Consider the following 24,058-nt stretch of genomic DNA (forward strand, 5'->3'; position numbering starts at 1 on the left):
TCCGGTTTTTTTTGCCTTGCGGCGACCGGATGCAGCGGATCAGCGTCTGCCGCCGAGCAGGTCCTCGGTCCAGTCTTCCTGCAGGATGCGGACGAATTCATCCATGCTCGGCCGCCGCCCCGGGTCCTTGCGCAGGCAGCGCATGACCAGCTCCTCCAGGACCCGCGGCACCGGATACTTGCTGATCCTGGAGGGCTTCGCCGCCCGCTCGTTTTCCACTGCCTCGATGATTTCGTAGGCGTGCTCGCCGCTGAACGGGACCTTGCCGCTCAGCAGCTCGTACAGCACCGTGCCCAGGCTGTAGACATCGGTGGCGAAACTGATGTCGGGGTCGCGCCGGATCTGCTCCGGTGACATGTAGCACAACGTGCCCTGCAGCTTGCCGTGCCCGGTCATGGACTTGTTGGTGCCGGCAGCGCTGCCGCCCATCTCCGCCTCGTCCTCAACCTCGGTGGAGCCGTCCTTGCGCCACACCTTGGCCAGCCCCCAGTCCAGCAACAACACCTCGCCGTAAGGTCCCACCAGGATGTTCTCGGGCTTGATGTCGCGGTGCGCGACGCCATGGGCCTGCGCATAGCTCAGCGCATGACCGATCTGCTCGATGACCTCGACCAGCTGCGTCAGGTCGTAGCGCTCCCGGTAACCCATGATCTCGCGCAGGGTGTAGCCGTGAACCAGTTTCATCGTGAAATAATATTTGCCTTCGCGGTCGCGGCCTATTTCATAGGTGGGCACGGTATTGGGGTGTTGCATCAGGGCCGAGACTCGCGCCTCCCGCAGCAGACGGCGCTGCTCGATCGGGTTGTCGGTGAATTCGGCGCGCAGCGACTTGTATGCGACCACCCGCGACAGGTGCATGTCCTTGACCGACTGGATCAGCGATTTACCGCCCGTGGCGATGGTGGCGAGAAACAGGTAACGCGTATTGGGATTCAGGACCTCCGGCAGAGCACGGTCCGTCTCCTCGAGAAAGATGTCGCTGTAATCCTTGGGGGGCTGCTGGAACGTGAGCATGGCTGGATCTTGTCTTCGGCTCCGTTGCGGTGGAATTAGGGGTCCATTCGGCAGGGGAATGGAGCCGGTCCGTTGCGCAGTCGTCAGCAACGCTGTTGTGGCCCGTCCCGCCGGACCCCTGCTGCCGGGACCGGGCGTGTGCACGGCCCCGTTTGCACCGGGACGCTGCGAATCGATCCACGTAGAGGATAACAGGAGCGGCTGCGGATCACACCAAACGCCCGGGGCGCGCTGTGATGTCTGCATGACGGCAATCACCCGGAACTGCGGCGGCTTGAGGGTGACGGTCCCGCCCTGGTGGAGACGGCAGTCCGCATCTCTTCCGGCCCCGTGCGAGATATAGCGCCATGCCCGCGGCGGGTACAGGCACCAAACGCAGCAGCCGGCGTACCGATCCGGTCCACGGCGCCGGCTGCCCGCACCGCCCTGGTGCAAAAACCGCGGCCGCGGCACAATCCGGGCCGGGCTGATTGCCACCGCCGCCCGCAGCCGCGCGCCCGCCCTGACAAGGCGGTCTTCCCTGCGCGCACATGGAATGCTACTTGCTTGGTTTACCTGCCGGGCCACCCCTCGCGGTGCCGGTTAAACCTGAGGTCCTTGCCGCCATGTCCAGCGAACCCTTCGAACCCGCCCCGGATGCCGGCCTGGCGCATCCGGCCGGCCACGATCGTGGCCTGCACGAGTTTCTCGATATCCTCAAGCCCCTGATCCGGGAACCCTCGGTCGTCGGCAACGAGCAATCCTTCTTCCGTGTCCTGCGCCGCGAGCTGGAGGAAGTGGGCGTCCGCGTGCAGCACTTCCACGGTGTGCTGGTCGCCCAGGGCAAGCAGCCCGACGATCTGTATCTGTCGGCCCATATCGATCGCCATGGCCTGCTGTGTACCGGCCCGAACGAGTTCGAGTACGCCGCCTTCATCGCCGGCAACCAGGGCGAAAACATGGATGACTCGGTCTCGGCCTACATGGTGGGACAGATCAAGAACCGCTTCCAGGGGCAGCGGGTACAGGCCCACCTGCCCTACACGGGCACCTATCTCGGCCAGGGCAGGATCACCGGTTCCTATGTCTGCCCGCGGCGCAAGAACCTGATCTTCGAGGTCGACGGGCTGGACTTCCTGCAGCCGGGCACACCGGTGTCGTTTCTGGACCGGCTGAAGCTGGAGCATGGCCTGATCTCCTGCCAGCTCGACAATGTCGTCAGCGCCGCGCTGATCATCTACCTGTTCCGCAACGGCTACCAGGGAACGGGCCTGTTCACGGCACAGGAGGAATGCGGCCGCAGCTGGCGTTACGCGTTGTCCTGGTTTCAGCGCCAGGAGATCCTCACCCAGCGCCTGGTGGTACTGGACACGAGTCCCTATGCGACACGCGCGGATGCGGATGCGCAGCAGATCACCTTGCGGAAAAAGGACGCCAACGGCGATTTCTCCGTGGCGATGACCCGGGAGCTGGCCGAGCGCTGCGAACGGCTGGGACTGTCCTACAGCTACAAGGACGAATACATCGAACAGCAGAACCGCACCCGCACGCGCCCCTATCCTCTGGGACGCACCGAGCTGGGACGCATCGCCGCCGCCACCGACGGCCGGATCAATGGCTCCACCCTGCAGATTCCGACCACCGACTACCATACCGCGAGCGAGACCGCATCGCTCGCTGCGGTCGCGGCGATGCTCAGGCTGCTGGCGACCTACGTCTGACCGGACGCATAAACGGTGTCAGAGCACAAGAAGCAAGGTGACAGCGCATTCAGACCTGTATTTCTTCAGCGCAGATGTGTGCTGACATCTGTATCGGCAGGCGTCCGATGACCGGACCGGCAATACCACGATAATGATGAGGTAATCGTCAGGTAGTCCCGGCGGGGACGCCTGATGATGTCGCAAACAATCCTGCACCGACAGCGATCGGACAGGTCTATACTCCGTAAAAACAACGACCAACCATCTCGGGGGAATTGTGTATGAACAGAAATATATTCGGTATCGGATCTAGCATGCTGGTCGCCTTTCTGTCCGTCGGCTGCTCTTCAGGTCCATCCGGCGATTACGGTGGTGATGACTGCGGACTGTTTGACAAACTGTCGTTCCGCGACAATGGGAAAGTTTATATCAGCATGAAAATGTTCGGCATGCAGATGGGCGAAACAGCAGGAGACTACACCGTTGATGATGAGAAGGTGCTTGTAACTGCCAACAATCAGACAACCGTCTTTACACTCAACGACGACGGCGATCTCGAGGGCTCGATGCTCGGAGATAAGATCATCTGCCGCAAGGGTGCCAGCGGCGGCGACAACAAGGCAGGCAAGCAGGATGACGGGCAACCGACCTTCCTGACGGCGACTTATGGCGGTATCGCATGCATGCTCGACAGCATGTCCTTCAGCAAGGATGGCAAGGTCGACATGGTGGTGGACAGTGAGCACCAGATGGGCACCTACAACATGCGGGGAGATCAGGTGACGATCAATGGCGAAGGTGGTTCGGTCACATTGACGTTGTCCGGCGATAACCTCGTGGGCACCATCGAAGGTCAGAAAACGCTGTGTTCGCGCATGTAACCGGCGGCAAATTGCCGCTTGACTGACAGACTTGCCGGTGGCTATGGGCCACCGGCCCATATTATCAGCTCTTCCGAAGGCAGCGGATAGCGGCATCGATCACGTAGGCCAGCGACTCACCGCGCAGACTGTCGTATGCAGCCAGCAACAGCGCCGGAAAATCGTCCGGCTTTGCACCTTCGAAGGCAGCGAAGAACGGACGCTGGTCCTTGTTGGACGCGGCCCGGTACAGCTCCAGACCCAGGTCCGTGTAGCCGGCCCTGAAGGCCTGCGTAGCCGCAAGTTCAGCATAATAACCACGATCACGGGATTGGGCACCCTGTGCATCCAGTGCTTCACCTTTGGCAAACAGATCCCGCAGCGCCGGCTCGGCCGCGCTTCTCTCATTGCGCGAGATTGCGGCCCCGGCCTGCAGTTCGACCATACGCAGTTGGCGGGTTGGGTTGCCGAGCAGATGGAACTTATCCGCGAAGGTTTGTGCTGACTTGATATCCCCGGCTGCCGCCGCTGGTGCGAAAACCCTGACTGGCGAACGGCATGAGGCACTCTGCGGTCGGCCTGGCATAGCAGTCTGCGCGTTCCGCCAGCCGGTCAATCTCGCCCTTCATGGCAGTCTGCGACAGGCCGTCGACGGAACGTCCAGCGGCGAGGGCAATGCCGACCTGCGTCTTGTCGAATTTCGTGCCAATGTCGGCAAGATCTTCGAGGGCCACCTGCCAGACCTTCAGGCGCTTCTCCGGATCGGTTACGGCGAGCGCCGAAACCAGTCGGCCTTTACCTCGGTGAGTGCCTTCTGCGCATCCTGCTCGGGATCCGAACAGCCTGCGAGCAGGGTTCCCGCTGCCAAGAGAATGAATAGCACCTTCATGATGCGTTGCCTCCGGGAATCGAACATTACCATTGCAATGAACGGGCGGTAATCGAAGACAACAGGCAGCCTCGTGAACTGAATCTAGCACAGGAACTCCGTGATTCAATGGTGTCAGACTCAGCTGATCGGACGATTTTCGGACAGCACGGCGACCTCTGCCCGCTCCTCTTTGCACCCAGATTCAACTAGATTGAGCATATCCTTCCCGTTAATCTCCGGGGCGACGGGAAGTAACAAGACACTGTTTGTCACACCGCGGGAGGACCCATGGGACGAACGTCAAAAGCCAATGCGAGGGTTTATCAGAGCAGCGTTTGCCCTGAAACGCTCATTGCCTATTTACTGCTGCAGGCTGTCGCCGGTAGGACAGGCGCGATCACGTCGTAGGCTGGTGTAGCGACACCTGTCACCTGCACCTTGGCAGACACCCGCCCGTACTGGCAATCGGTCAGTGACGCGCGGCACTGACCCTGACTGCATGAAGCAATAAATTTTTCACTCTTGTTAATACCACACACGTTGCCGTTGTAACGGCACTGTTTACCCGTCGTGATCCAGTAGCGGACGGTATTGGATGAGTCCTTCCAGGTGATGCCATAGTTGTAGGTCTGCACTCCTGTGTTACACATGGGCGATTCTGCGAGTTTCAACGCCAATGACTTATCCAGCCGATAGCCGCATAGGACGCGGTGACGCTGAGCAGACCAATGAGCAACAACAGGCTGATATTGATATTTCTGATCATGGAACTATCTCCTGAAATCCGATCCAGTCGAGCACCTCTCCATACCCGTGGACTTGCTGGTACGGTCACCTGACACACTCATCATATTCGCTGCTAGAACGCAACCAGAATAGATTCTGACCAAGCAAACTGCAGCAGGCGCTTGATTCCAAGCGCGTGAAAGGTTACGCGGATGTGGTACGTCGCGCCTGTCACCCCGAGGTCGCCTGATTACATCGCGATCACGGCCTGTCCGTACAGAGGCAATCGGTCTTCCGTCCTCTCCGTTTCCGGCTTACAGCCAGACCTGCAGTCCCAGCTCCAGCACACGGCCTTCCGGCAGGTGATAATAAGCAGTGGCACTTCCGGCATTACGAGCGAGCCACACGAACAGTCGCTCTTGCCAATACGGCAAGCCTGGCACATCACGCCGTGCAATCAGCGTTTCACGCGCCAACAGGTAGACAACGGAGTCGATATCGACCTGTATGCCCGTATGATCACAGAGTTTGAGTGCCACTGGAATATTCGGGGGCTGTGAAAATCCGTAGGTCACGCGTATGCGGAATATACCCTGCCCGAGACTTTCGTATTGAAGACGCTCACTAGCCGTCACATGCGGCCGGTCAGCGGTAAGCACGGTAAGCAAGATCACGCGCTCATGCAGTACCTGGGTGCATGCCATATGGTGCAGCAGCGCCGGCGGCACGAAGGCGCCGACATCGCTGGTGAGCACGACCGCCGTACCCGGCACTCGGTATGGCGGCTCGGCTTCGATCTGCGCCAGGAAGTTTTCCTGCGTGGTAGAGCGGTCCGCCAACCGCCACGCCAGCAGTCTGCGCCCGGCACGCCAGGTCTGCATCAATACGAAGATGCATCCGGCAACCAGCAGCGCATACCAGCCGCCGTCCGGGATCTTCGCCAGATTCGCTGCGAGAAACGCACCGTCCACGATCAGGAACAGCAGGCCAAGCCCGGCCAGCACGGCTAGCCGCCAGCCGTAGCGCCGTGCGACTGCGACAGCCAGCAGCGTGGTTATGACCATATCCATCGATACTGCCACACCGTAGGCGGAAGCCAACTCATCGGAGGTGCCAAAACCGACCACTACTGCCAGACAGGCCCCCATCAGCAACCAGTTAACCAACGGCAGGTAAACCTGGCCGGACGACTCAGCCTGAGGGAACAGTACCCGCATGCGCGGCAACTGACCCAGGTGGATGGCCTGCCGGGTCAGCGAGAACGTACCGCTGATCACGGCCTGCGAGGCAATGATCGTCGCGACTGTTGCCAATATCACGAGCGGCACGACCGCCCAGTCCGGCGCCAGATGGAAAAAAGGCGCCTGGATGGTTTCGGGCTGCTGCATCACCAGCGCCGCCTGCCCCAGATAGTTCAGCACCAACGCAGGAAACACGATCATCAGCCAGGCGTAGCGGATTGGCGCAATACCGAAATGACCAAGATCAGCGTACAGGGCCTCACCGCCCGTCACAACGAGAAACACGGCACCCAGTGTCAGGAATGCAGTATCGCCATGATGTTGCAGAAATGTCACGGCATACCAGGGATTGAACGCCACCAGTACGGCGGGTTGCAGCATGATGCCGCGCAGACCGAGCACGGCGAGCACCACGAACCAAACGAGCATCATGGGACCGAATAATCGACCGATTCGGCCGGTACCATAGCGCTGCACGGCAAACAGGCCGACCAAAATGAGCAACGTCAAGGGCACTACATAATGGGACAGCGCTGGCAGCGCCACATGCAGGCCTTCGACCGCACTCAGCACCGATATCGCCGGTGTTATCGTGCCATCACCGTAAAGCAGGCATGCACCGAACAGGCCCAGCAGCATCAGCCTGTAGCGCGCCTCGCGCGGCGTACTGTGCCATGGGTTGAGCAGCGCGACCAGCGCGATAATGCCGCCCTCGCCCTGGTTGTCGGCACGCAGCACGAACATCAGGTACTTGATCGAGATGACCAGCACCAGCGCCCACAGGATCAGCGACAACGTGCCCAGCAGGCTGGCGGCCTCGAGCGCAGGTGAGCCATTGCCGGCAAAGCTTTCGCGCAGCGCGTACAACGGACTGGTACCTATGTCGCCGAACACCACACCGAGTGCACCGATCAGGGCGGGGCGCAGCTGGGAATCCGTCATGTCAGCCATGTCTGCGCTGCTCACCCTTGCTAATATGCAAAACAGGTGTCAGAGCACATCGTCCACTCTAACGCGCCGCATTCGCGTGACGCGTCAGCAGCCGGTCCAGGTGATCGGCAAACTGCTTGCGCTCCGCCTGGCTGAGTGCCGGCGGCCCGCCGCTGTGTATGCCGCTGGCGCGCAGCGTGTCCATGAAATCGCGGATGTTGAGCCGCTCCCGGATGTTGTCGGCACAGTACAGCTCACCACGCGGGCTGAGCGCATGGCCGCCTTTACCGATCACCTCGGCCGCCAGCGGAATGTCGGAGGTGATCACCAGATCCCCACGCTGTACGCGTTTAACGATCTCGTTGTCTGCCACGTCAAAACCGGACGCGACCTGCAGCATCCGGATATTGCGCGCTGGGGGCACCCGAACCGCCTGGTTGGCGACCAGCGTCAGCTGCAGACCGGTACGCTCGGCTGCGCGAAACAGGATGTCCCTGATCATAACGGGACAGGCGTCAGCATCGACCCAGATGTTCATGGCAGAAAATAGGTGTCCGAGCACATGTCCTGCGTATATTAACTCTGACACCTTCTTAATGCCGCGTCTCCGGCCGGAGACAGGCAGAGGCTTTGTCCTTCAGGCGGTTAGCCACTCCCCGGCGGATAGCGTCGTAATCCGGCAACAGGCGGCGCCATTTTTCTGCACCGGAATCCTGCTGACAGCCAGTCGCACGATGGCAAGCCGCTGAAGTTAAAAGACCTAACTGGGCTTGGCAAGGGAATTGCTCGGTCCTGTTGTGAGCCGGAAACGCCCGGCGTCTGCGCATGCGCATGCGCATGCGCAGGACGATTATCTTTCACCCCATTCTGTTGCCAGAGGAAATCCAGTGAACAAATCAACACTCACGGGAGTCGTTGCCGGCGTGATCATCGCGACGGCCGGCGGCACCATCGCCGGTTACAACATGCTCTCCGGCGAGGAGCCGGCATTTGCCGAAGTCCTCGATGTCAAAGAGGTCAAGACGACGGTGCAGGTGCCGCGCGAAGTCTGCGAGGACGTGGCGGTCAACCGGCAAAGGCCGGCACAGGACCAGCATAAGGTGGTGGGCACCGTGGCCGGCGCAGTACTCGGTGGTGTGCTGGGCAATCAGCTCGGCGGCGGCAGCGGCAGGAAACTGGCGACTGTTGCGGGTGCCGTGGCCGGCGGTTATGCCGGCAACAAGGTGCAGGAAAATATGCAGGCGAACAGCACCTACACGACGACCGAAAACCGCTGCCACACCCAGATCGACTACCGGGAGGAAGTGGCCGGCTACGATGTCAGCTACCGGATCGGAGACAAGCTTGGCACCACCCGCATGGACCGCGCGCCCGGCGCGCGTATTCCGGTCGAGGACGGCAAGCTGGTACTGACCGAGAGCGGAGACACCGTCCGCTGACACGCCGGTGTCGATCGACGATCAGGGCCAGAGCGCAATTTCCGCTTTGCTGCTGCACTGCTGCGCTCTGACCCGTCTCGCGCGGGATGCGAGCTGGCCTTTCATTGCTGACGAAACGAGCCGGTGAACTCTGCCACCTCCACGCCATCCGCGCTCACGATGGAACGGATATTCAGGTAACTGGCAGAGGAGAGGTCGAGCACCACGTTTTCAGCCATTTCCTTGCCCTCCTGCTGCCAGTTTAAACTGGCCAGCAGGGTGTCAGGATTTCTCCACTTGACCAGGTGGTCATGCGTTTCCCCGGCGTTGCTCACTGCGTACCAGTGTCCCGTACCGGTAACGGGGTCAACGCCGAACAGGTCGGTCTCGGACAGCACCAGATTACCGCCCTGATCACGTCCGTCCATGCGGCACAGCACGGCCCGACCGTCGGAAACCTTTTCGCACTCCAGACGCAGCGTGAGCGGAGTCTGCCGGCCCTTGTCGCTCGTGCCGCCCTCCCCCAACCAGTTTCCGACCAGGCCGAAAAACGCCGTCGCTGACGGTGTCGGGGAAGCTGCGGCCGTACTCGCCAGAGACAGGCCGACCAGCAGCGCAAGAACGCCAACGGCGAACGGCCGGGAAGCAGGAAACATGGCTCTCTCCGGAGCAATCCGGGGCCGGCGGAATACCGGCCGCGCGGGGCACGGTATTCGTACACCGGCAGCAGCGGCGTGTAAAGAGATTGCGGGGACGGCGGCGGTATTTCATACGACCTTCCCCGCCCCATCCAACCGGGCCGCGCAGGCAACGCGAGTCAGATAGTCGTCGCTGCGCCCGTCGCCCAAAGGCCGTCAGTCAAAACCGCAAACTCAGCCGGGTGGGCAGGATGTTCATCGCCTCCGCCCCTTCGTTCGCGCTGCGCTGGGATTAGGATTTAAAACAGTGCATGTTCCACGATCAGGATGACCGGCGGCGTCAAGGCCGCCACCAGCATCAATACGGCACAAACTGAAATCAATACCGTCCGCACCATGAGTAACCTCCCGGCACGCCAACTTTTGATGACCACAGTGCCAACCACAGTCAGTCTTGCATTGGACGCGGTATGAACAGGTATAGTTCACGGGAGGCCGGATTGCACATGAATAATGCTGCCACGAGGCGATCCTGTAGAATCAGGTGTCGGAACACATTTCCTGCTTATATTAGAACCTATCTCAAAATTGGTATAAGTATTCTTACATCGTCATGCCCGCGCAGGCGGGCATCCAGAAAACCCGCGCAATACTGGATTCCGGCCTGCGCCGGAATGACGAAAAACATGGCCGCCGCAGGATCTTCCAATTTTAAGATAGGTTCTAGTAAGAAATGTGCTCTGACACCCTTACGGATTACTGCCCTCGATCCACTTGCGCAGCCGGTTGGAGTCGCCGAAGGGTGTCAGCTTGCCGAAGGAGTTGAGCAGCACGATGGTGAGCGGCTGATCGTCGATCTCGGCCTGCATCACGAGGCAGCGCCCGGACTCGTTGATGTAACCGGTCTTGCTGAGCTGGATGTCCCAGCTCCCCTTCCTCACCAGCGGATTGGTGTTGTTGAACACGAGATCACCGCGGCCCTTGTAGGGCCGGACCCTGGCCGAACGGGTGGTGGTGGCTTGACGGATCAGCGGGTAGGTCATGGCAGCGCGCACCATCCTGGCCGTGTCGCGGGCGGAGGCCACATTGCCGGGATCGAGTCCGGCCGGATCCTTGAAATGACTGGTCTGCATACCGAGCGCAGCCGCCTTTCTGTTCATGGCCTCGACGAATGCCGCCTTGCCCTCCGGCCATGAGCTGGCAAGGGCGCTGGCAGCCCGGTTTTCGGATGACATCAATGCCAGTTGCAGCAGCTGTTTGCGCGTCAGTACCGCGCCCGACTGCAGCCGCGAACCGGTCAACTGGATCAGATCCCGGTCATCCTTGGTGATGGTGATCTTTTCCTGCAAATCGAGGCCGCTGTCCAGGATGACCATCGCCGTCATCAGCTTGGTGATCGAGGCGATGGGACGCGGTTCGCTCTCGTGCCGGGAATAGACTTCCGCGCCATTCCGATCCAGCACCAGCACCGCGTCCGACTTGAGCTGCAGTTTCTTCGGGTTCAGCGTGCGCCAGCGCGCCGCCGTGGCTGCCTGCGCGCTGCTGCCGGCCTGCAGTTCCGCGAGCTGCACAGTGCCATCCGCTGCCAGCGCCGGCCCCGCGGATATGATCAGTGACAGACAGCCGGATACGAGAAGTCGCTTCATGGTCAACAGGGTCCTCGGCCGAGGGGCGCTTTGAGTGAGGCTGGATTGGGCGCCAATGATACAGGGGGCGGTAGCGGGATTCACCTCCCCTGCGCCACTCCGCCCCCATTCGGGGCAGCAGCGGATGGAGGGTTTAACCGCATTCACTCCAGCCATCACCCGGCACCCGGTTCAGAGTCACAATTTCGTAACCTATCTCAAAATCCCGGTTTGCTTTGCAGCAACATCCGGCGTCATTCCCGCGTAGGCAGTAATCCAGCGTGTACCCGCGTTCCGGCTGCCCGCCCGCGCAGGCATGACGGTCCATAGCAACTCGCCCTGTCATGAGACAGGTTCCAGTCAGTATACTGTCCCCGGCATTCTCCCATGTTGCAACATAGCGAAACCTTCAACGATTAGCGGACTCTGTGCATGTACGACACTAACCCTCAACGTTTCGTCAGCTTGCTGACACGCAAGACACTTGCGTTGGTATTGGCGGGTGGCCGCGGTTCCCGGCTGCATGAGCTGACAGCCTGGCGCGCCAAACCTGCGGTATTTTTTGGCGGGAAGTTTCGCATCATCGATTTTGCACTGTCGAATGCGATCAACTCGGGTATCCGCCGCGTAGGCGTACTGACCCAGTACAAGGCGCACTCGCTCGTCCGGCATATCGGCGAGGGCTGGGGCGGATTCAAGCGGGTACTGCGCGAATTCGTCGAAGTGCTCCCGGCCTCGCAGCGCATCGATACCGACTGGTACCGGGGCACTGCCGACGCAATCTACCAGAACCTGGACATTATCAATACGCATAACCCGGAGTTCGTCCTGATCCTCTCCGGCGATCACGTGTACAAGATGGACTACGGCACCATGCTGGCCTTTCACAGCGAACAACATGCCGATCTCACGATCCTGTGCATCGAACTTCCCATCAGCGAGGCTGCCGGCACCTTCGGAGTTATCGAGGTGGATGAAAGCGGCCGGGTGATCGGTTTCGAGGAAAAACCGGCGCATCCAAAGCCCATACCTGGCCAGCCGGGCAGGTGCATGGCCTCCATGGGCAACTACGTGTTCAATGCCGACATACTGTGCGACCGGTTGATCAGCGATGCCGGCGACAGCGCGTCCAATCACGACTTCGGCCATGACATCATTCCGAAGCTCATCACGACGCACAGGGTGTTTGCATTTCCGTTCCGCGACCCGGCAACCGGCAAGCAGGCCTACTGGCGGGATGTCGGCACCCTGGATGCCTACTGGGAAGCGAACATGGAGCTGCTTGGTATCACGCCCGAACTGGATCTCTATGACAAGGAATGGCCGATACTGACCGACCAGCCCCAGCTGCCGTCGGCCAAGTTCGTACACAACGTCGAAGATCGCCGCGGCATGGCGGTTGATTCGATCGTCTCCGGCGGCTGCATCATATCCGGCGCCAAACTGGATCGGGCGCTGCTGTTTTCCAATGTCAGGGTCCACTCCTATGCCCATGTCGAGCAGACCGTGGTGATGCCCGACGTGAACATCGGACGCAATGCGCACATATACCGCACGATTATCGACCGCGGCTGCGATATCCCGGAAAACGTGACCATCGGCGCAAACCACGACGAGGATCGGCAGCGCGGCTTCCGCGTGACAGACAAGGGGATCGTACTGGTGACACCGGACATGCTGAAGCAATCAACCCATTCGATTCGCTAGCGATGATTGGTGTCAAAGCGCAATTCCCGCTTCTATTATTGAGAATTACATAAATGGTTGACAATATTTGCCGTCATTCCGGCCATGCGAGCTTGGCGAGCGCGAGCCGGAATCCAGAGAATATAGTGCATATCTGGATTCCCGCCTGCGCGGGAATGACGGTAGTAAACAGTTTGACTGTCACTCATATATGCAAGCCTCAATAGCGCGCAACGCGCCCAGACACCGTTGGTGACGCTATGATGACCGTCTCGATCTGGCTGGTATTCGCCTTCTCGCTCGGGCTGTTGATGCGCCTGATCGGCCTGCCGCCGCTGGTGGGCTACCTCGCGGCGGGCTTTGCGCTCAGTTTCAATGGCTACGGTACCAGCCACCTGCTGGAGGAAGTGGCGCATGCGGGCGTGCTGTTGCTGCTGTTCGGTGTCGGACTCAAGCTGCGCCTGAAGAGCATGCTGCGCGCCGAGGTGCTCGCGGGTTCGCTGCTGCACATGGTGATTACCGCGGCTGTGTTCATGTTGCTGCTGCTCCGGTTCAGCGCGCTCGACCTGCATATGATCCTGGTGATCGCACTGGCCCTGTCGTTTTCCAGTACCGTGGTCGCGGCCAAGGTGCTGGAAAGCAAGCGGGAATTGCGCGCCTTCCATGGCCGTGTCGCCATCGGCATCCTGATCATCCAGGACCTGGTGGCGGTGGCGATCCTGAGCGCACTCGGCGGCCATGCCCCCTCACCATGGGCCGCGGCCCTGCTCGGTCTGCTGTTGGTGCGGCCACTGCTGTACAAACTGCTCGACCTGTCGGGTCATGGCGAACTGGTCATTCTCTATGGCCTGATGCTGGCCCTGGTGTTCGGTGGCAAGGCGTTCGAGGTCGTGGGGCTCAGTTCCGAGCTGGGCGCCCTGCTGCTCGGCGTGATCCTTGCCGGGCACGCGCGTGCCAAGCAGCTGGCCAATGCCTTGTGGGGGTTGAAGGAGCTGCTGCTGGTCGGCTTTTTCCTGCAGATCGGGCTGTACGGGACGCCCACCTGGTCGCTGCTGGAGCAGGCCGCGCTGCTGAACCTGGCACTCCCCTTCAAGGCATTGCTGTTCTTCGGCGTGCTGCTGCTGTTCCGCCTGCGTGCACGCAGCGCCTTTCTTGCCGGTATTTCGCTGGCGAGTTTCAGCGAATTCGGCCTGATCGTCGCGAGTCTCGGCGTCAAGCAGGGGATGCTCGGCGAGGAATGGCTGGTGCTGCTGGCCCTTGCCGTCGCACTGTCGTTTGCCCTGTCGGCGCCGCTGAACCGCCATGCGCACGAAATCTACGAGTATTTCGAGTCGTTCCTGCAGCGCTTCGAGACCCGCCGGCGCCATCCCGACGACGAGCCGGTATCGCTGGGCAATTCGCATGTGGTGATCATGGGCATGGGCCGCGTCGGCACCGGTGCATACGACGAGTTCAAGGCGCAGGGGCACCTGACCGTGGGGCTCGACTCCGACCCGGGCAAGGCGGAGAAGCATCGCAAGGCGGGGCGCCGGGTGCTGTACGCCGATGCCGAGGACCCCGGCTTCTGGAGCCACCTCGACCTGCACGGGGTGGAGACCGTGGTGCTGACCATGCCGGAGACGGAGGCCAAGGTGATCGCCACGCGCCAGTTACGCAAGCGCGGATTCACCGGCCTGATCAGCGCGACCGTCTATTACGCCGAGGATGTCGAGCCCTTGAACCGCGCGGGCGCGGACCTGGTGTATGACTATCACGACGGCATCGGCGTCGGCCTCGCGCGGCTTTCACTCGAGCGGCGCGCGAATTAGGGTGTCAGAGCACAGTTTTCCCGGATTATTAAGCAGAAAACGTGCCCTGACACCTTATTAACACGCCATCCCCGTGGCATTCATTTCTGATCTGCCAGCCTCCAGCGGTAGTGCGCCGCCCGCTCGCCACGTATAAAGCGAACGGCATCGACGGTGTCGATGACAATCGAAACCAGATTGGTGATGAACAGCAGGGCGAGCCATTTTGCCATGCCCGGTGCACGCGTGATCGTGTCGATATGCGTCGCCATCCAGGCAAACATCGGCACCCACAGGACATGGGTCGTACCGAGGATGCGCGTGAAGCCAATGTACCGATAGATGAGCGCCTGGGCTGAAACTGCGATCACTGTCACCGCCAGAACGACCTGCGCCTCGATATGCGTGATAAACAGCAGACAAGCAGCATTGACGACCAAGAGCCACATGCCCCACAACCGCGGAACCGGGCGGAATCGCAACAAGACTACACCGAACAACTCCATCATTTGTGTCAGAAAGCGGATCATATTCACCTCCAGCATGGCATGCCAATTCGTACATGCGAGCCTAGCATAGGGCCGGTCCGGCCAACTGGATACTGCGCAACCCGGAGCAATCCACTACGCATTGCGTAGTTGACCAGGCTAGCGCAGCAGGCGCAGGGTAATGCGGGTGACAGAACTCACTTGCCGCTCACATCGGAGAAAAATGTCTTCTGACTCCTATTATTCCGACTGTCGCGCTTCCAGTTCTTCGCTGGCCGCCAGCCAGTCACTCTCCAGGGCTGCAATCTTCCGGTCGACGTCTGTCTTCTCGCGCAGCAGTTCATTCAACCGGGCCTTGTTCTCCACGCTATAGACTGCGGAATCTGCGAGGCACTGCTCGAGTTCATGCTGGCGTGCGTGCAGGCGTGCGAGCGCGACTTCCGCCCGTGTGACTTTTTCGCGCAGCGGCTGCAATAGCCGGCGCTGTTCGGCCTCCTGGCGCTTTTGTTCCTTGCGCGTGACCGCGCTGTTCGGGCCGGCAGTGGTGACGGGCGCAACCCGCTGCTCGCGGTTCTGCGCGATCAGCCATTGCGGGTAATCATCCAGGCTGTCCGGAAATTCCTCCACCCGCCCGGCATGGACCAGCACCAGCCGGTCGCAGGTCACGCGCAGCAGATGGCGGTCGTGCGAGACCAGCATCATGGCACCGGCGAAGTCCTGCAGTGCCGTGGCCAGCGCCTGGCGCATTTCCAGGTCCAGGTGGTTGGTGGGCTCATCGAGCAACAGCAGGTTCGGCCGCTGATAGACCAGCAGCGCCAGCACCAGCCGTGATTTCTCCCCGCCCGAAAACGGACCGGTCGGCGCCAGCGCCTGGTCGGCGGGAAAGCCGAAGCCGCCCAGATAATCGCGCAGATCCTGCTCGCGCGCCTGCGGATCGATGCGCAGCAGGTGCACCAGCGGCGAGGCCTGCGCGTCGAGCTGCTCGACCTGGTGCTGGGCGAAATAGCCGATCCTAAGGTCCTGCGCCGGCTCGCGCGCGCCCTCCTGCGGTTCGATCACGCCGGCCAGCAGCTTGATCAGCGTGGACTTGCCGGCACCGTTCGGCCCCAGCAGGCCGATGCGTTCGCCCGGGGAGAGGCTGAGCTCGACGCCGCCGATGACGGTGGTGTCGCCGTAGCCGGCGACCACCGCGCGCAGGCGCAGCAGGGGATCCGGCAATTTGTGCGGCTCGCGCAGGCTGAAGCGGAACGGCGAGTCCACGTGCGCCGGGGCGATCAGCTCCATGCGCTGCAGGGCCTTCAGGCGGCTCTGGGCCTGGCGCGCCTTGGTGGCCTTGGCACGGAAGCGCTCGACAAAGGCATGCATGTGCGCGATCTCGCGCTGCTGTTTCTCGTATTGCGCCTGCTGGCCGGCCAGCATCTCCGCGCGCCGGCGCTCGAACGCCGAGTAGTTGCCGCTGTAGAGCGTGAGTCGCGCGCGCTCGATGTGGGCAATATGGCCGACCACGCGGTCGAGGAAATCCCGGTCGTGCGAGATCAGCAGCAGCGTGCCCGGATAGGCGCACAGCCAGTTTTCCAGCCAGATGACGGCATCAAGGTCCAGGTGGTTGGTGGGCTCGTCCAGCAGCAGCAGGTCCGAGCGGCACATGAGCGCGCGCGCGAGGTTCAGCCGCATGCGCCAGCCGCCCGAGAATGCGCTGACCGGACGCGCCTCGTCGGCGCTGCTGAAACCCAGGCCGTGCAGCAGCTGCGCGGCGCGGCTGCGTGCCGTGTAGCCGCCGATGGCATCGAACTGCGCGTGCAGCGAGCCGAGCGTCTCGCCATCGTGCCGGGCTTCCGCATCATTGAGCGCGGCCTCGACCGCACGCAGCCCCGCGTCGCCATCGAGCACGTACTCGATGGCCGCACGCGCCCCGGCCGGCATCTCCTGCGCCACGTGGGCGATCACCCAGTCGGCAGGATACCGGCACGCGCCGGCATCGGCATGCAGTTCGTCGCGGATCAGGGCGAACAGGCTCGACTTGCCGGTGCCGTTCGTGCCGGTGACGCCGACCTTCCATCCCGGATGGATCTGCAGGGTGGCGTGTTCGAACAGCAGCCGCGGCCCGCGGCGCAGGGCAAGATCGTCGAATTGCAGCATGGGGTCAGGTGTCAGCGCGCATTTTCTGCTGATATTAACCGGAAATGTGCGCTGACACCCTGTTATCGCGGAAACGCGCGATCAGGCGACCCCGCAGATCGGCCATGTCCATATGGTAGATGTCCTGTGGAAACAGGAACTCCGCCACCCCGGAATCGAAGATGCGCCGCACCTCGTATTCGTCATGCGAGACGCCGTGCCGGTAGTGGTAATCGAGGTACGACTGGTTGGTATGGATGATGAACTCCACCCGCGTATCGCCCAGCCGTGCAAAGAACTTCATCATCGGGGTATCGCGGCTGCTTCCGGCAGACCCGGCGGCGTAGCCGCCGCCGTCCAGGGTGTCGGAGATGTCCTCGAGCGTCATCAGCACCCCGGAGCGCACGGCCGCCTTGGTCAGGTGTTCGACGAAGCGGTTGACCTCGGCGCGCCCGTCCAGCACCGCCATCAGCCCGAGTTCGTCGTCCACCGCGACTGCCGGATTCTTTTCGTTCTTGCGCAACAGTTTCAGCACCTTGGCGGCCGGGACCTTCTTCCGCACCGAGACGTAGACGGGGATATCCTTGGCACCCGGACGGAACAGGCGGCGCTTGACGAAGGTAAGATGCTGATCGGGCCGCAACGTCAATCCGCTGACCTTGTCCATGTCGATCACCTGCACGCCGATGCAACGGTAGTCGGTCGGATCATGCTCGCTGAGCAGATAGGCCGATCGATGCTCCCCGATGCGCAGTTGCGGGCTCCACACATAGTCGTTGAGAAACCGCAGAAAGCCCGAAAAGCGCGATTCGATATCGGTCTCGCGCTCGCGTTGATCGATCGCCCCGGCAAGGTTCATCAGTACCAGCTTGCGTTTGGCCTCGAACCGCACCTTCTTGTGGTAGCGGTCATCGAAGACGATCAGCAGCAGATCGACCGGGTCCATGGTCGTGGCGATTTCGTTGCTGATCTCGAATTGCGGCGCATAGGGCGTGAGCACCTTGTCGCGCAGGTAATCGATGACCTCGTCGGCGGTGGCCGCGAACTCGTGCAGCTTGGTCTGGATCTGGTGGATCTCGACCTCGATATTGAACAGGCGCGCTATCAGCCGGTGTGCCTGCTCGCGGCAGGCCCGTTTCTGCCGCTCATCGGTCAACAGCCGCTGGATCGCGGCGAAATCGCGCACCTGCAGCAGGTTGAAGATCTGGCTGCGAACCGCGCGGTACTTGGTGGTCTGCACCTGGTCGGCCAGCAGGCGCCTGACCCATTCACGGTGCGGCCTGGAAAACGGCCGGTCGAGCGACACGCTCTCTTCCACTGCAAAGGGGCCATCCTGCTTCATGGCGGCAAAAATGGATTGATCGCTGAGTACACTCACGGATACCGCCTCTGCCAAGGGCTACGCGCCAGACAAGATCTTTAAAATGAGGTCAGCGCAGGATATCCGCGAATCGCGGCGACTGCCGTTCTCTGACCCCTGATTTAACGGCTATATTAGAGAAAAATGTGCTCCGACCCCTATTACAGAATAATCCTTACAAATCAGCGCACTGATCGGGAATGACCGGGACCCGCCGGGCAGCACCGGGCAGGTCTGCCGACACGGCGTATCCACCTGCAGATGGCGCAACCCAGTGTTGAGAGCCGGGATGAAGCCTTCCCGATGGAGTGGACTGGCAGCTAGGCGGCACCGGGCTGGTCGGATTCGCCAGCAGGGGACGGAGTCGCAGGCACCGCCCGGGCGGGCACCGACTTGCGCATACAGCAAAACAACGGGGCTGCACATGCCTGCCGTCGGCATGGCCGCCTGACGACCTGTCCGGTCAGCGGGACCTAACCGCAAACAGTCAGCCCCCGCCACCGGAGTCTCCCGATCACCTATCGACAGCCGGTGATAGGTGGCATCGGGATAATCGATTAGTTTTTAGCCATTCTCACCCGCAAACTGCAGGTGGCTATCCATGATGCCGCAATCTGCATGCCGCGGCGCCAGACGATCCACCTGGTATGAATTCATTCTGGACGACACTTTTTCCATTTATCCGATGGTTCCCGCTGACGCGCGCAAGCCTGCGCGCCGACCTCATGGCGGGCATCACCGTTGCGCTGGTGCTGGTGCCGCAAAGCATGGCCTACGCATCACTGGCGGGCCTGCCGGTCGTCTACGGCTTGTACGCTTCATTCGTGCCGGTGATCGTCGCCGCGATGTGGGGCGTATCGAGCCAGTTGCACACCGGTCCGGTCGCCATGCTGTCACTGATGTCTGCCGCCGCCCTGCTTCCGTTTGCAGCACCCGGCTCACCGGCATTTATCGAGCTGTCACTGATGCTCGCCCTGATGGTGGGCGTATTGAGGCTGGCGCTCGGCGTATTCAAGCTCGGCGCGATCGTCAACCTGCTGTCGAGCCCGGTCATCGTCGGCTTTACCAATGCCGCCGCCTTGATCATCGGCCTGTCGCAGCTCAACAAGGTGATCGGGGTACCGTTTCCGCGCTCGGATTCCTACCTTGCCGACCTGTGGCGGGTGATCGAGCAGATAGCGCACCTGCACTGGCCGACGGTGGCGTTTGCTGCCGGTGCCTGGCTGGTCATCGCCGGCTTGCGCCGCATATCGCAAACCCTGCCTGGCGTGCTGATAGCGGTGGCGGTCTCGACCGTGCTCAGCGCACTGATCGGCTATGACGACAAGACCGAACTCGCGGCCAGCCAGGCTCGCGAAGGCCGCTTCCAGGGCGAGATCGAATTTTACCTGCAGAACCAGGCGCGTAGCGCCGATCTGACGAACGAAACAGCCAGGCTCAACCAGAAAATCGGCGAGCTGGAGGCGGCGGGCGGGCTGGAAAACATCAGTACCGCAAACCGGCTGAAGTCGCAGGTTGCCATCAACGAATATCAGCTCCAGATCATCAAGCGCGAGAACAACCGCGAGCAGGTCGCGCTGCATTCGCTTGCCTTCCGCCGGGTCTTGCCGGAAGACGGCAGCGCCGTACTGTACCCGCGCGGGCAGGTGCCGGCAGGTCTGCAGGACGATGGCAAGACCTGGCGCTTCGACAGAATCGCCAACGGCCGGCTGGTGTTCACGGCGGGCGGCGCCGTGGTCGGCTCGATTCCGCAGGGCCTGCCGAGTTTCAATGTGCCGACGATACACTGGGGGCTGATGCTGAGCCTGCTGCCGTCGGCACTGGTGATGGCGCTGATCGGTTTCATGGAGGCCACGTCCATATCGAAGGCGATCGCAACCAATACCGGGCAGCGGGTGGACACCAGCAAGGAACTGATCGGCCAGGGCCTTGGCAATATCGCGGGCAGCTTCTTCGGTTCCTACACGGTGAGCGGTTCATTTTCGCGCTCGGCGGTGGCGGCGCGGTCGGGCGCACAGACCGGACTGTATGCCATCATCAGCGCACTGGCCGTGGTGCTGGTACTGCTCTTCTTCACCGAGTATCTCTATCACCTGCCGCAGGCGGTACTGGCAGTCATCGTCATGATGGCCGTGTTCAGCCTGATCCGCATCGACCCGTTGATTCATGCCTGGCGCATAGACCGCATCGGCGCGCTGACGGGCGTCATCACCTTTTTTGCCACGCTGCTGCTGGCCCCGGCCATAGCCAACGGCATCCTGATCGGGATCTTCCTCACCATCACCCACTTCCTGATCAAGACGATGAAGCCGCGCGCGGAGGTCGTCAGCCGCAAACCCGACGGCACCCTGGGCGGGGTACTGGCCAATCAGCTGCAGCCGATCAGCGAATATTTCGTGCCGGTACGCTTTGACGGCTCGCTCACCTTCGTCAACGTGGCCTATTTCGAAGACATGATCCTCGAGGCGCTGGCCGATTTCCCGAAGTGCAGGACCATCCTGGTGGTGGGCAGCGGCATCAATGATATCGATGCGTCGGGCGAGGAGAAGGTCCGCGATCTGGCCGACCGGTTACGGGCAGTTAACGTATCCCTGGTGTTCAGCGGCCTGAAGAACCAGGTGAAAACCGTCTTCCTGCGCTCCGGACTGCTGCAGGAGCTTGGCGAGACCGCCTTCTACTCGAACAAGGAGCAGGCGCTCGGCGCCCTGATCGAGCAGTACCGAACCGGCTAGGGCACCAGAGCTAATTTTAGGATAAGCAGAAAAAGCTCCTGGCACCTGTTGTACTTATCCAAATCGCTCGGCACTCCATGTCTCCCATACGCGCTGGTATGCAGCACGCAAGGACTCGTTCCCATGCGCGCGTTCAAGGCGTCGTATTGTGAAATGTGCCTTTGCGATGGATTGGAAGTGATCCGTAAACAGGACATTGAGCACTGAGCCACCCACCGCCCCGATCACAGGCATCGATTGCGCGGCAATCTTCTGGGTAAGTGGCGCACCAAACTGTATTGCGATGCGGTCTACTAGTTGCGCGATCGCGGGAGCGCTTTTGTCCGCAATACCACGCGTCGCGATGTAACGCACGGCTTCCGATGAAGAGGTTCGGAGCGCGTCGCGAAGCCTGAAGTAGCGGGAAACACCTGGCATAGGCGCTACATCACCACCGAGCGCCAGCACCTCCAGACAGGCAAGCCGGGCTTCTGTTTGAGTTAAGTCTTCGCCTTCCCGGCTGGCAATCGCGGCGATTGACCGCAGCATGATCGTAATGGATATCGGCAGTTCGGCGAGCAGCGCACCGGCACCAAAAAAACCACCCACCGCACCGCTCAGACCCGCGGCAAACCTGTGGGCGGCGCTCGACAGCGAGCTGGTGCTGGTGACCGCCAGCGACGATATTGCGAGATCGAACGCCACGCTGATTGCCTTGCGGCTCCCTCGATACACCACATCCATCCATGATTCAGGCAGCAAACGCAGGATGGTTTCGATGGGCGCACCCACGAGCGCCGACAGTTTCGCCGCGAAGCTTGTCGTTTCGAGTACGATCATCGCCTCGCGCAAGGCATGCTGGTCAGAGGGCGGCCAAATATCAACGGTGCCTGCGCACATCATTTCCCAATACAGCTTCAGCGGCTTCCTCAAAAAGGAGGAAAACAGTACCATACTAAGTTGTCAGAGCACATTTTCTGTTTACATTCGGGAGCAATGCGCGCTGACACCAATTGCTGGCCCCGGCTTTCCGCACCTTTCCGCATTCCCAGGTACTACACATGACCACCGACACGGTAACCGCGTTCAGGCAACTGGCACTGAGCGCCCCCATTCTCCAGGTACTGGACGAGGTGGGCTATGAAAACCCCACGCCGATCCAGGCGCAGACGATCCCGCTGCTGCTGTCCGGCCGCGACCTGGTGGGCCAGGCACAGACCGGCACCGGCAAGACCGCCGCCTTCGCCCTGCCGGTCCTGAACGGGCTCGACCTGGCGCGGCCGGCACCGCAGGCGCTGGTGCTGGCGCCGACCCGCGAACTGGCCATCCAGGTGGCCGAGGCGTTCCAGAAATATGCCAGTCACATGCCGGGCTTTCACGTCCTGCCGATCTACGGCGGACAGGACTACCGCACCCAGATCCGCGCCCTGCAGCGCGGGGTGCACGTCGTGGTAGGCACACCCGGGCGCGTGATGGACCACATGCGCCGCGGCACCCTCACACTCGACGCACTGCGCACGCTGGTGCTGGACGAAGGCGACGAGATGCTGCGCATGGGGTTCATCGATGACGTGGAATGGATACTCGAACAGACGCCGCCGCAACGGCAGGTCGCCCTGTTCTCGGCCACCATGCCGCAGCAGATCCGCCACATCGCCACACGCCACCTGAAAGATCCCGCGCAGATAACCGTCAAGGTGCTGACCACCACGGCCGAGACCATCCGCCAGCGCTACTGGATGGTCAGCGGCGTGCACAAACTGGACGCGCTCACCCGCATTCTCGAGGCCGAGCCCTTCGATGCCATGCTGGTGTTCGTGCGCACCAAGACAGCGACCGCCGAGCTCGCGGAAAGACTGGAGGCACGCGGCTATGCCGCGGCTGCGCTCAATGGCGACATCCCGCAGGCCCAGCGCGAGCGCACCATCGAGCAGCTGAAGAACGGCAGGCTGGATATCCTCGTCGCGACCGACGTCGCCGCGCGCGGCCTGGACGTGCCGCGCATCAGCCATGTCGTGAACTACGATATTCCCTACGACACCGAGGCCTACGTGCACCGTATCGGGCGCACCGGCCGCGCCGGCCGTGCCGGTGATGCGATCCTGTTCGTCGCGCCGCGCGAAAAGCGCATGCTGGGCGCCATCGAAAAGGCCACCCGCAAGCGGATCGAGCTCATGGAGCTGCCATCAACCGAACGCATCAACGACCAGCGCATCGCCCGCTTCAAGCAGCGCATCACCGACACACTGGCCACCGGGGAGTCTGGACCATTCATAGAGTTGATCGAGCAGTATCAGGAGGAGCACAACATCCCGGCCCTGGAGATTGCCGCCGCCCTCGCCCGCTTGCTGCAGGGCGATAAGCCCCTGCTGCTGCAGGGCAAGCCGGACACCGCCGCGCCCGAGAACACCGCCGATCGCAGGCCGAGCAAGCGCGCTGACACGCGCACGCCGGATCATGCCCCGCAAGAGCGGAAGCCGCGCAGGGAGAAAACCCGCCCTGCAGCACCGCCGGAAGCCGACATGGAACGATTCCGCATCGAGGTGGGCCATGACCACAACGTCAAGCCCGCGAACATCGTGGGCGCGATTGCCGGCGAAACCGGCCTCGACAGCAAGTTCATCGGTCGCATCGACATTCACGCTGACTACAGCCTGGTCGACCTGCCCAAGGGCATGCCCCGGGACATTTTCAACACGCTGAAAAAGGTCTGGGTGTCCGGCCAGCAATTGCGCATCACCCGCATGGACCAGCGCGACCAGCCAGGGTCTCCGAGAGCCAGAGACAGCAAGCCCAGGCCACCCATGAAAGGCGGGAGCAAAAGCAAGGGCAAAAGCAGCGACAGCAGGAAGGCGCGCAAGAAATAGACTGTCAGGCCCTTTTTATTACAAAACAAGCATCAG

The 24,058-nt window shown here is 61.6% G+C and carries 20 protein-coding genes; 7 read left to right on the forward strand and 13 right to left on the reverse strand.

The features are described 5' to 3' along the window. Positions 1-39: 39 nt before the first annotated feature. Entirely contained in the window at positions 40-1,014 is a 975-nt protein-coding gene (locus tag R3F42_08825; protein ID MEZ5542134.1) for a serine/threonine-protein kinase, read from the reverse strand. Between the two features lie 605 nt (positions 1,015-1,619). Here R3F42_08825 and R3F42_08830 point away from each other — a divergent pair. Continuing rightward, positions 1,620-2,714 carry a peptidase M42 gene (locus R3F42_08830; GenBank protein MEZ5542135.1) on the forward strand — a complete coding sequence of 365 codons (1,095 nt, stop codon included), beginning with the start codon at positions 1,620-1,622 and terminating at the stop codon, positions 2,712-2,714. Between the two features lie 263 nt (positions 2,715-2,977). After that, positions 2,978-3,577 (forward strand): hypothetical protein, encoded by a 600-nt coding sequence (locus R3F42_08835; protein ID MEZ5542136.1) that lies wholly within the window; start codon positions 2,978-2,980, stop codon positions 3,575-3,577. Between the two features lie 64 nt (positions 3,578-3,641). Here the strand turns inward: R3F42_08835 and R3F42_08840 are convergent, their stop codons facing one another. The 6 genes from R3F42_08840 to R3F42_08865 all read right to left on the reverse strand — a co-directional run bounded on the left by R3F42_08840 (position 3,642) and on the right by R3F42_08865 (position 7,862). Continuing rightward, positions 3,642-4,001: a hypothetical protein gene (locus R3F42_08840; GenBank protein ID MEZ5542137.1), complete on the reverse strand. Its 360-nt coding sequence runs from the start codon at positions 3,999-4,001 to the stop codon at positions 3,642-3,644. A 37-nt stretch (positions 4,002-4,038) separates the two neighbouring features. Then, on the reverse strand, positions 4,039-4,290 hold the full coding sequence (locus R3F42_08845; GenBank protein MEZ5542138.1) for a hypothetical protein: 252 nt from the start codon (positions 4,288-4,290) through the stop codon (positions 4,039-4,041). Positions 4,291-4,322: 32 nt separating this feature from the next. Beyond that, positions 4,323-4,445 (reverse strand): hypothetical protein, encoded by a 123-nt coding sequence (locus R3F42_08850; protein ID MEZ5542139.1) that lies wholly within the window; start codon positions 4,443-4,445, stop codon positions 4,323-4,325. A gap of 338 nt (positions 4,446-4,783) precedes the next feature. Then, positions 4,784-5,104, reverse strand: a complete 321-nt coding sequence (locus R3F42_08855; GenBank protein ID MEZ5542140.1) for a hypothetical protein — start codon at positions 5,102-5,104, stop codon at positions 4,784-4,786. 363 nt (positions 5,105-5,467) lie between these two features. Then, positions 5,468-7,345, reverse strand: a complete 1,878-nt coding sequence (locus tag R3F42_08860) for a potassium transporter Kup (protein MEZ5542141.1) — start codon at positions 7,343-7,345, stop codon at positions 5,468-5,470. A 58-nt stretch (positions 7,346-7,403) separates the two neighbouring features. After that, the gene (locus R3F42_08865; protein ID MEZ5542142.1) at positions 7,404-7,862 is read right to left on the reverse strand and encodes a YaiI/YqxD family protein; all 459 of its coding nucleotides are present in this window, start codon (positions 7,860-7,862) and stop codon (positions 7,404-7,406) included. A gap of 349 nt (positions 7,863-8,211) precedes the next feature. Here R3F42_08865 and R3F42_08870 point away from each other — a divergent pair, with 349 nt between their 5' ends. Next, on the forward strand, positions 8,212-8,763 hold the full coding sequence (locus R3F42_08870) for a glycine zipper 2TM domain-containing protein (GenBank protein ID MEZ5542143.1): 552 nt from the start codon (positions 8,212-8,214) through the stop codon (positions 8,761-8,763). Between the two features lie 101 nt (positions 8,764-8,864). On the opposite strand, the gene R3F42_08875 is transcribed toward R3F42_08870, so the two are convergent. Then, on the reverse strand, positions 8,865-9,398 hold the full coding sequence (locus R3F42_08875) for a hypothetical protein (protein ID MEZ5542144.1): 534 nt from the start codon (positions 9,396-9,398) through the stop codon (positions 8,865-8,867). 731 nt (positions 9,399-10,129) lie between these two features. Beyond that, positions 10,130-11,026, reverse strand: a complete 897-nt coding sequence (locus R3F42_08880) for a serine hydrolase (GenBank protein ID MEZ5542145.1) — start codon at positions 11,024-11,026, stop codon at positions 10,130-10,132. A gap of 411 nt (positions 11,027-11,437) precedes the next feature. On the opposite strand from R3F42_08880, the gene glgC reads away from it, so the two are divergent. Together glgC and R3F42_08890 are read left to right on the forward strand one after the other, a co-directional pair. Further along, complete coding sequence (glgC, locus tag R3F42_08885; GenBank protein ID MEZ5542146.1) at positions 11,438-12,712, forward strand: glucose-1-phosphate adenylyltransferase; 1,275 nt, start codon at positions 11,438-11,440, stop codon at positions 12,710-12,712. A 239-nt stretch (positions 12,713-12,951) separates the two neighbouring features. Further along, on the forward strand, positions 12,952-14,499 hold the full coding sequence (locus R3F42_08890) for a cation:proton antiporter family protein (protein ID MEZ5542147.1): 1,548 nt from the start codon (positions 12,952-12,954) through the stop codon (positions 14,497-14,499). A gap of 80 nt (positions 14,500-14,579) precedes the next feature. Here the strand turns inward: R3F42_08890 and R3F42_08895 are convergent, their stop codons facing one another. From R3F42_08895 to R3F42_08905, 3 genes are all read right to left on the reverse strand, one after another. Beyond that, entirely contained in the window at positions 14,580-15,023 is a 444-nt protein-coding gene (locus R3F42_08895; GenBank protein ID MEZ5542148.1) for a hypothetical protein, read from the reverse strand. Positions 15,024-15,206: 183 nt separating this feature from the next. After that, positions 15,207-17,105 carry an ATP-binding cassette domain-containing protein gene (locus tag R3F42_08900; GenBank protein ID MEZ5542149.1) on the reverse strand — a complete coding sequence of 633 codons (1,899 nt, stop codon included), beginning with the start codon at positions 17,103-17,105 and terminating at the stop codon, positions 15,207-15,209. 34 nt (positions 17,106-17,139) lie between these two features. Next, entirely contained in the window at positions 17,140-18,462 is a 1,323-nt protein-coding gene (locus R3F42_08905; protein MEZ5542150.1) for a hypothetical protein, read from the reverse strand. Between the two features lie 629 nt (positions 18,463-19,091). Here R3F42_08905 and R3F42_08910 point away from each other — a divergent pair. Further along, entirely contained in the window at positions 19,092-21,176 is a 2,085-nt protein-coding gene (locus tag R3F42_08910) for a SulP family inorganic anion transporter (GenBank protein MEZ5542151.1), read from the forward strand. 54 nt (positions 21,177-21,230) lie between these two features. Here the strand turns inward: R3F42_08910 and R3F42_08915 are convergent, their stop codons facing one another. Further along, positions 21,231-22,109, reverse strand: coding sequence for an EcsC family protein (locus R3F42_08915; protein MEZ5542152.1), 879 nt, complete (start codon positions 22,107-22,109; stop codon positions 21,231-21,233). Positions 22,110-22,216: 107 nt separating this feature from the next. On the opposite strand from R3F42_08915, the gene R3F42_08920 reads away from it, so the two are divergent. Then, positions 22,217-24,022 carry a DEAD/DEAH box helicase gene (locus R3F42_08920; protein MEZ5542153.1) on the forward strand — a complete coding sequence of 602 codons (1,806 nt, stop codon included), beginning with the start codon at positions 22,217-22,219 and terminating at the stop codon, positions 24,020-24,022. Positions 24,023-24,058 lie beyond the last annotated feature (36 nt).

The organism is Pseudomonadota bacterium, assembly GCA_041395565.1.
GTDB lineage: Bacteria > Pseudomonadota > Gammaproteobacteria > UBA9214 > UBA9214 > UBA9214.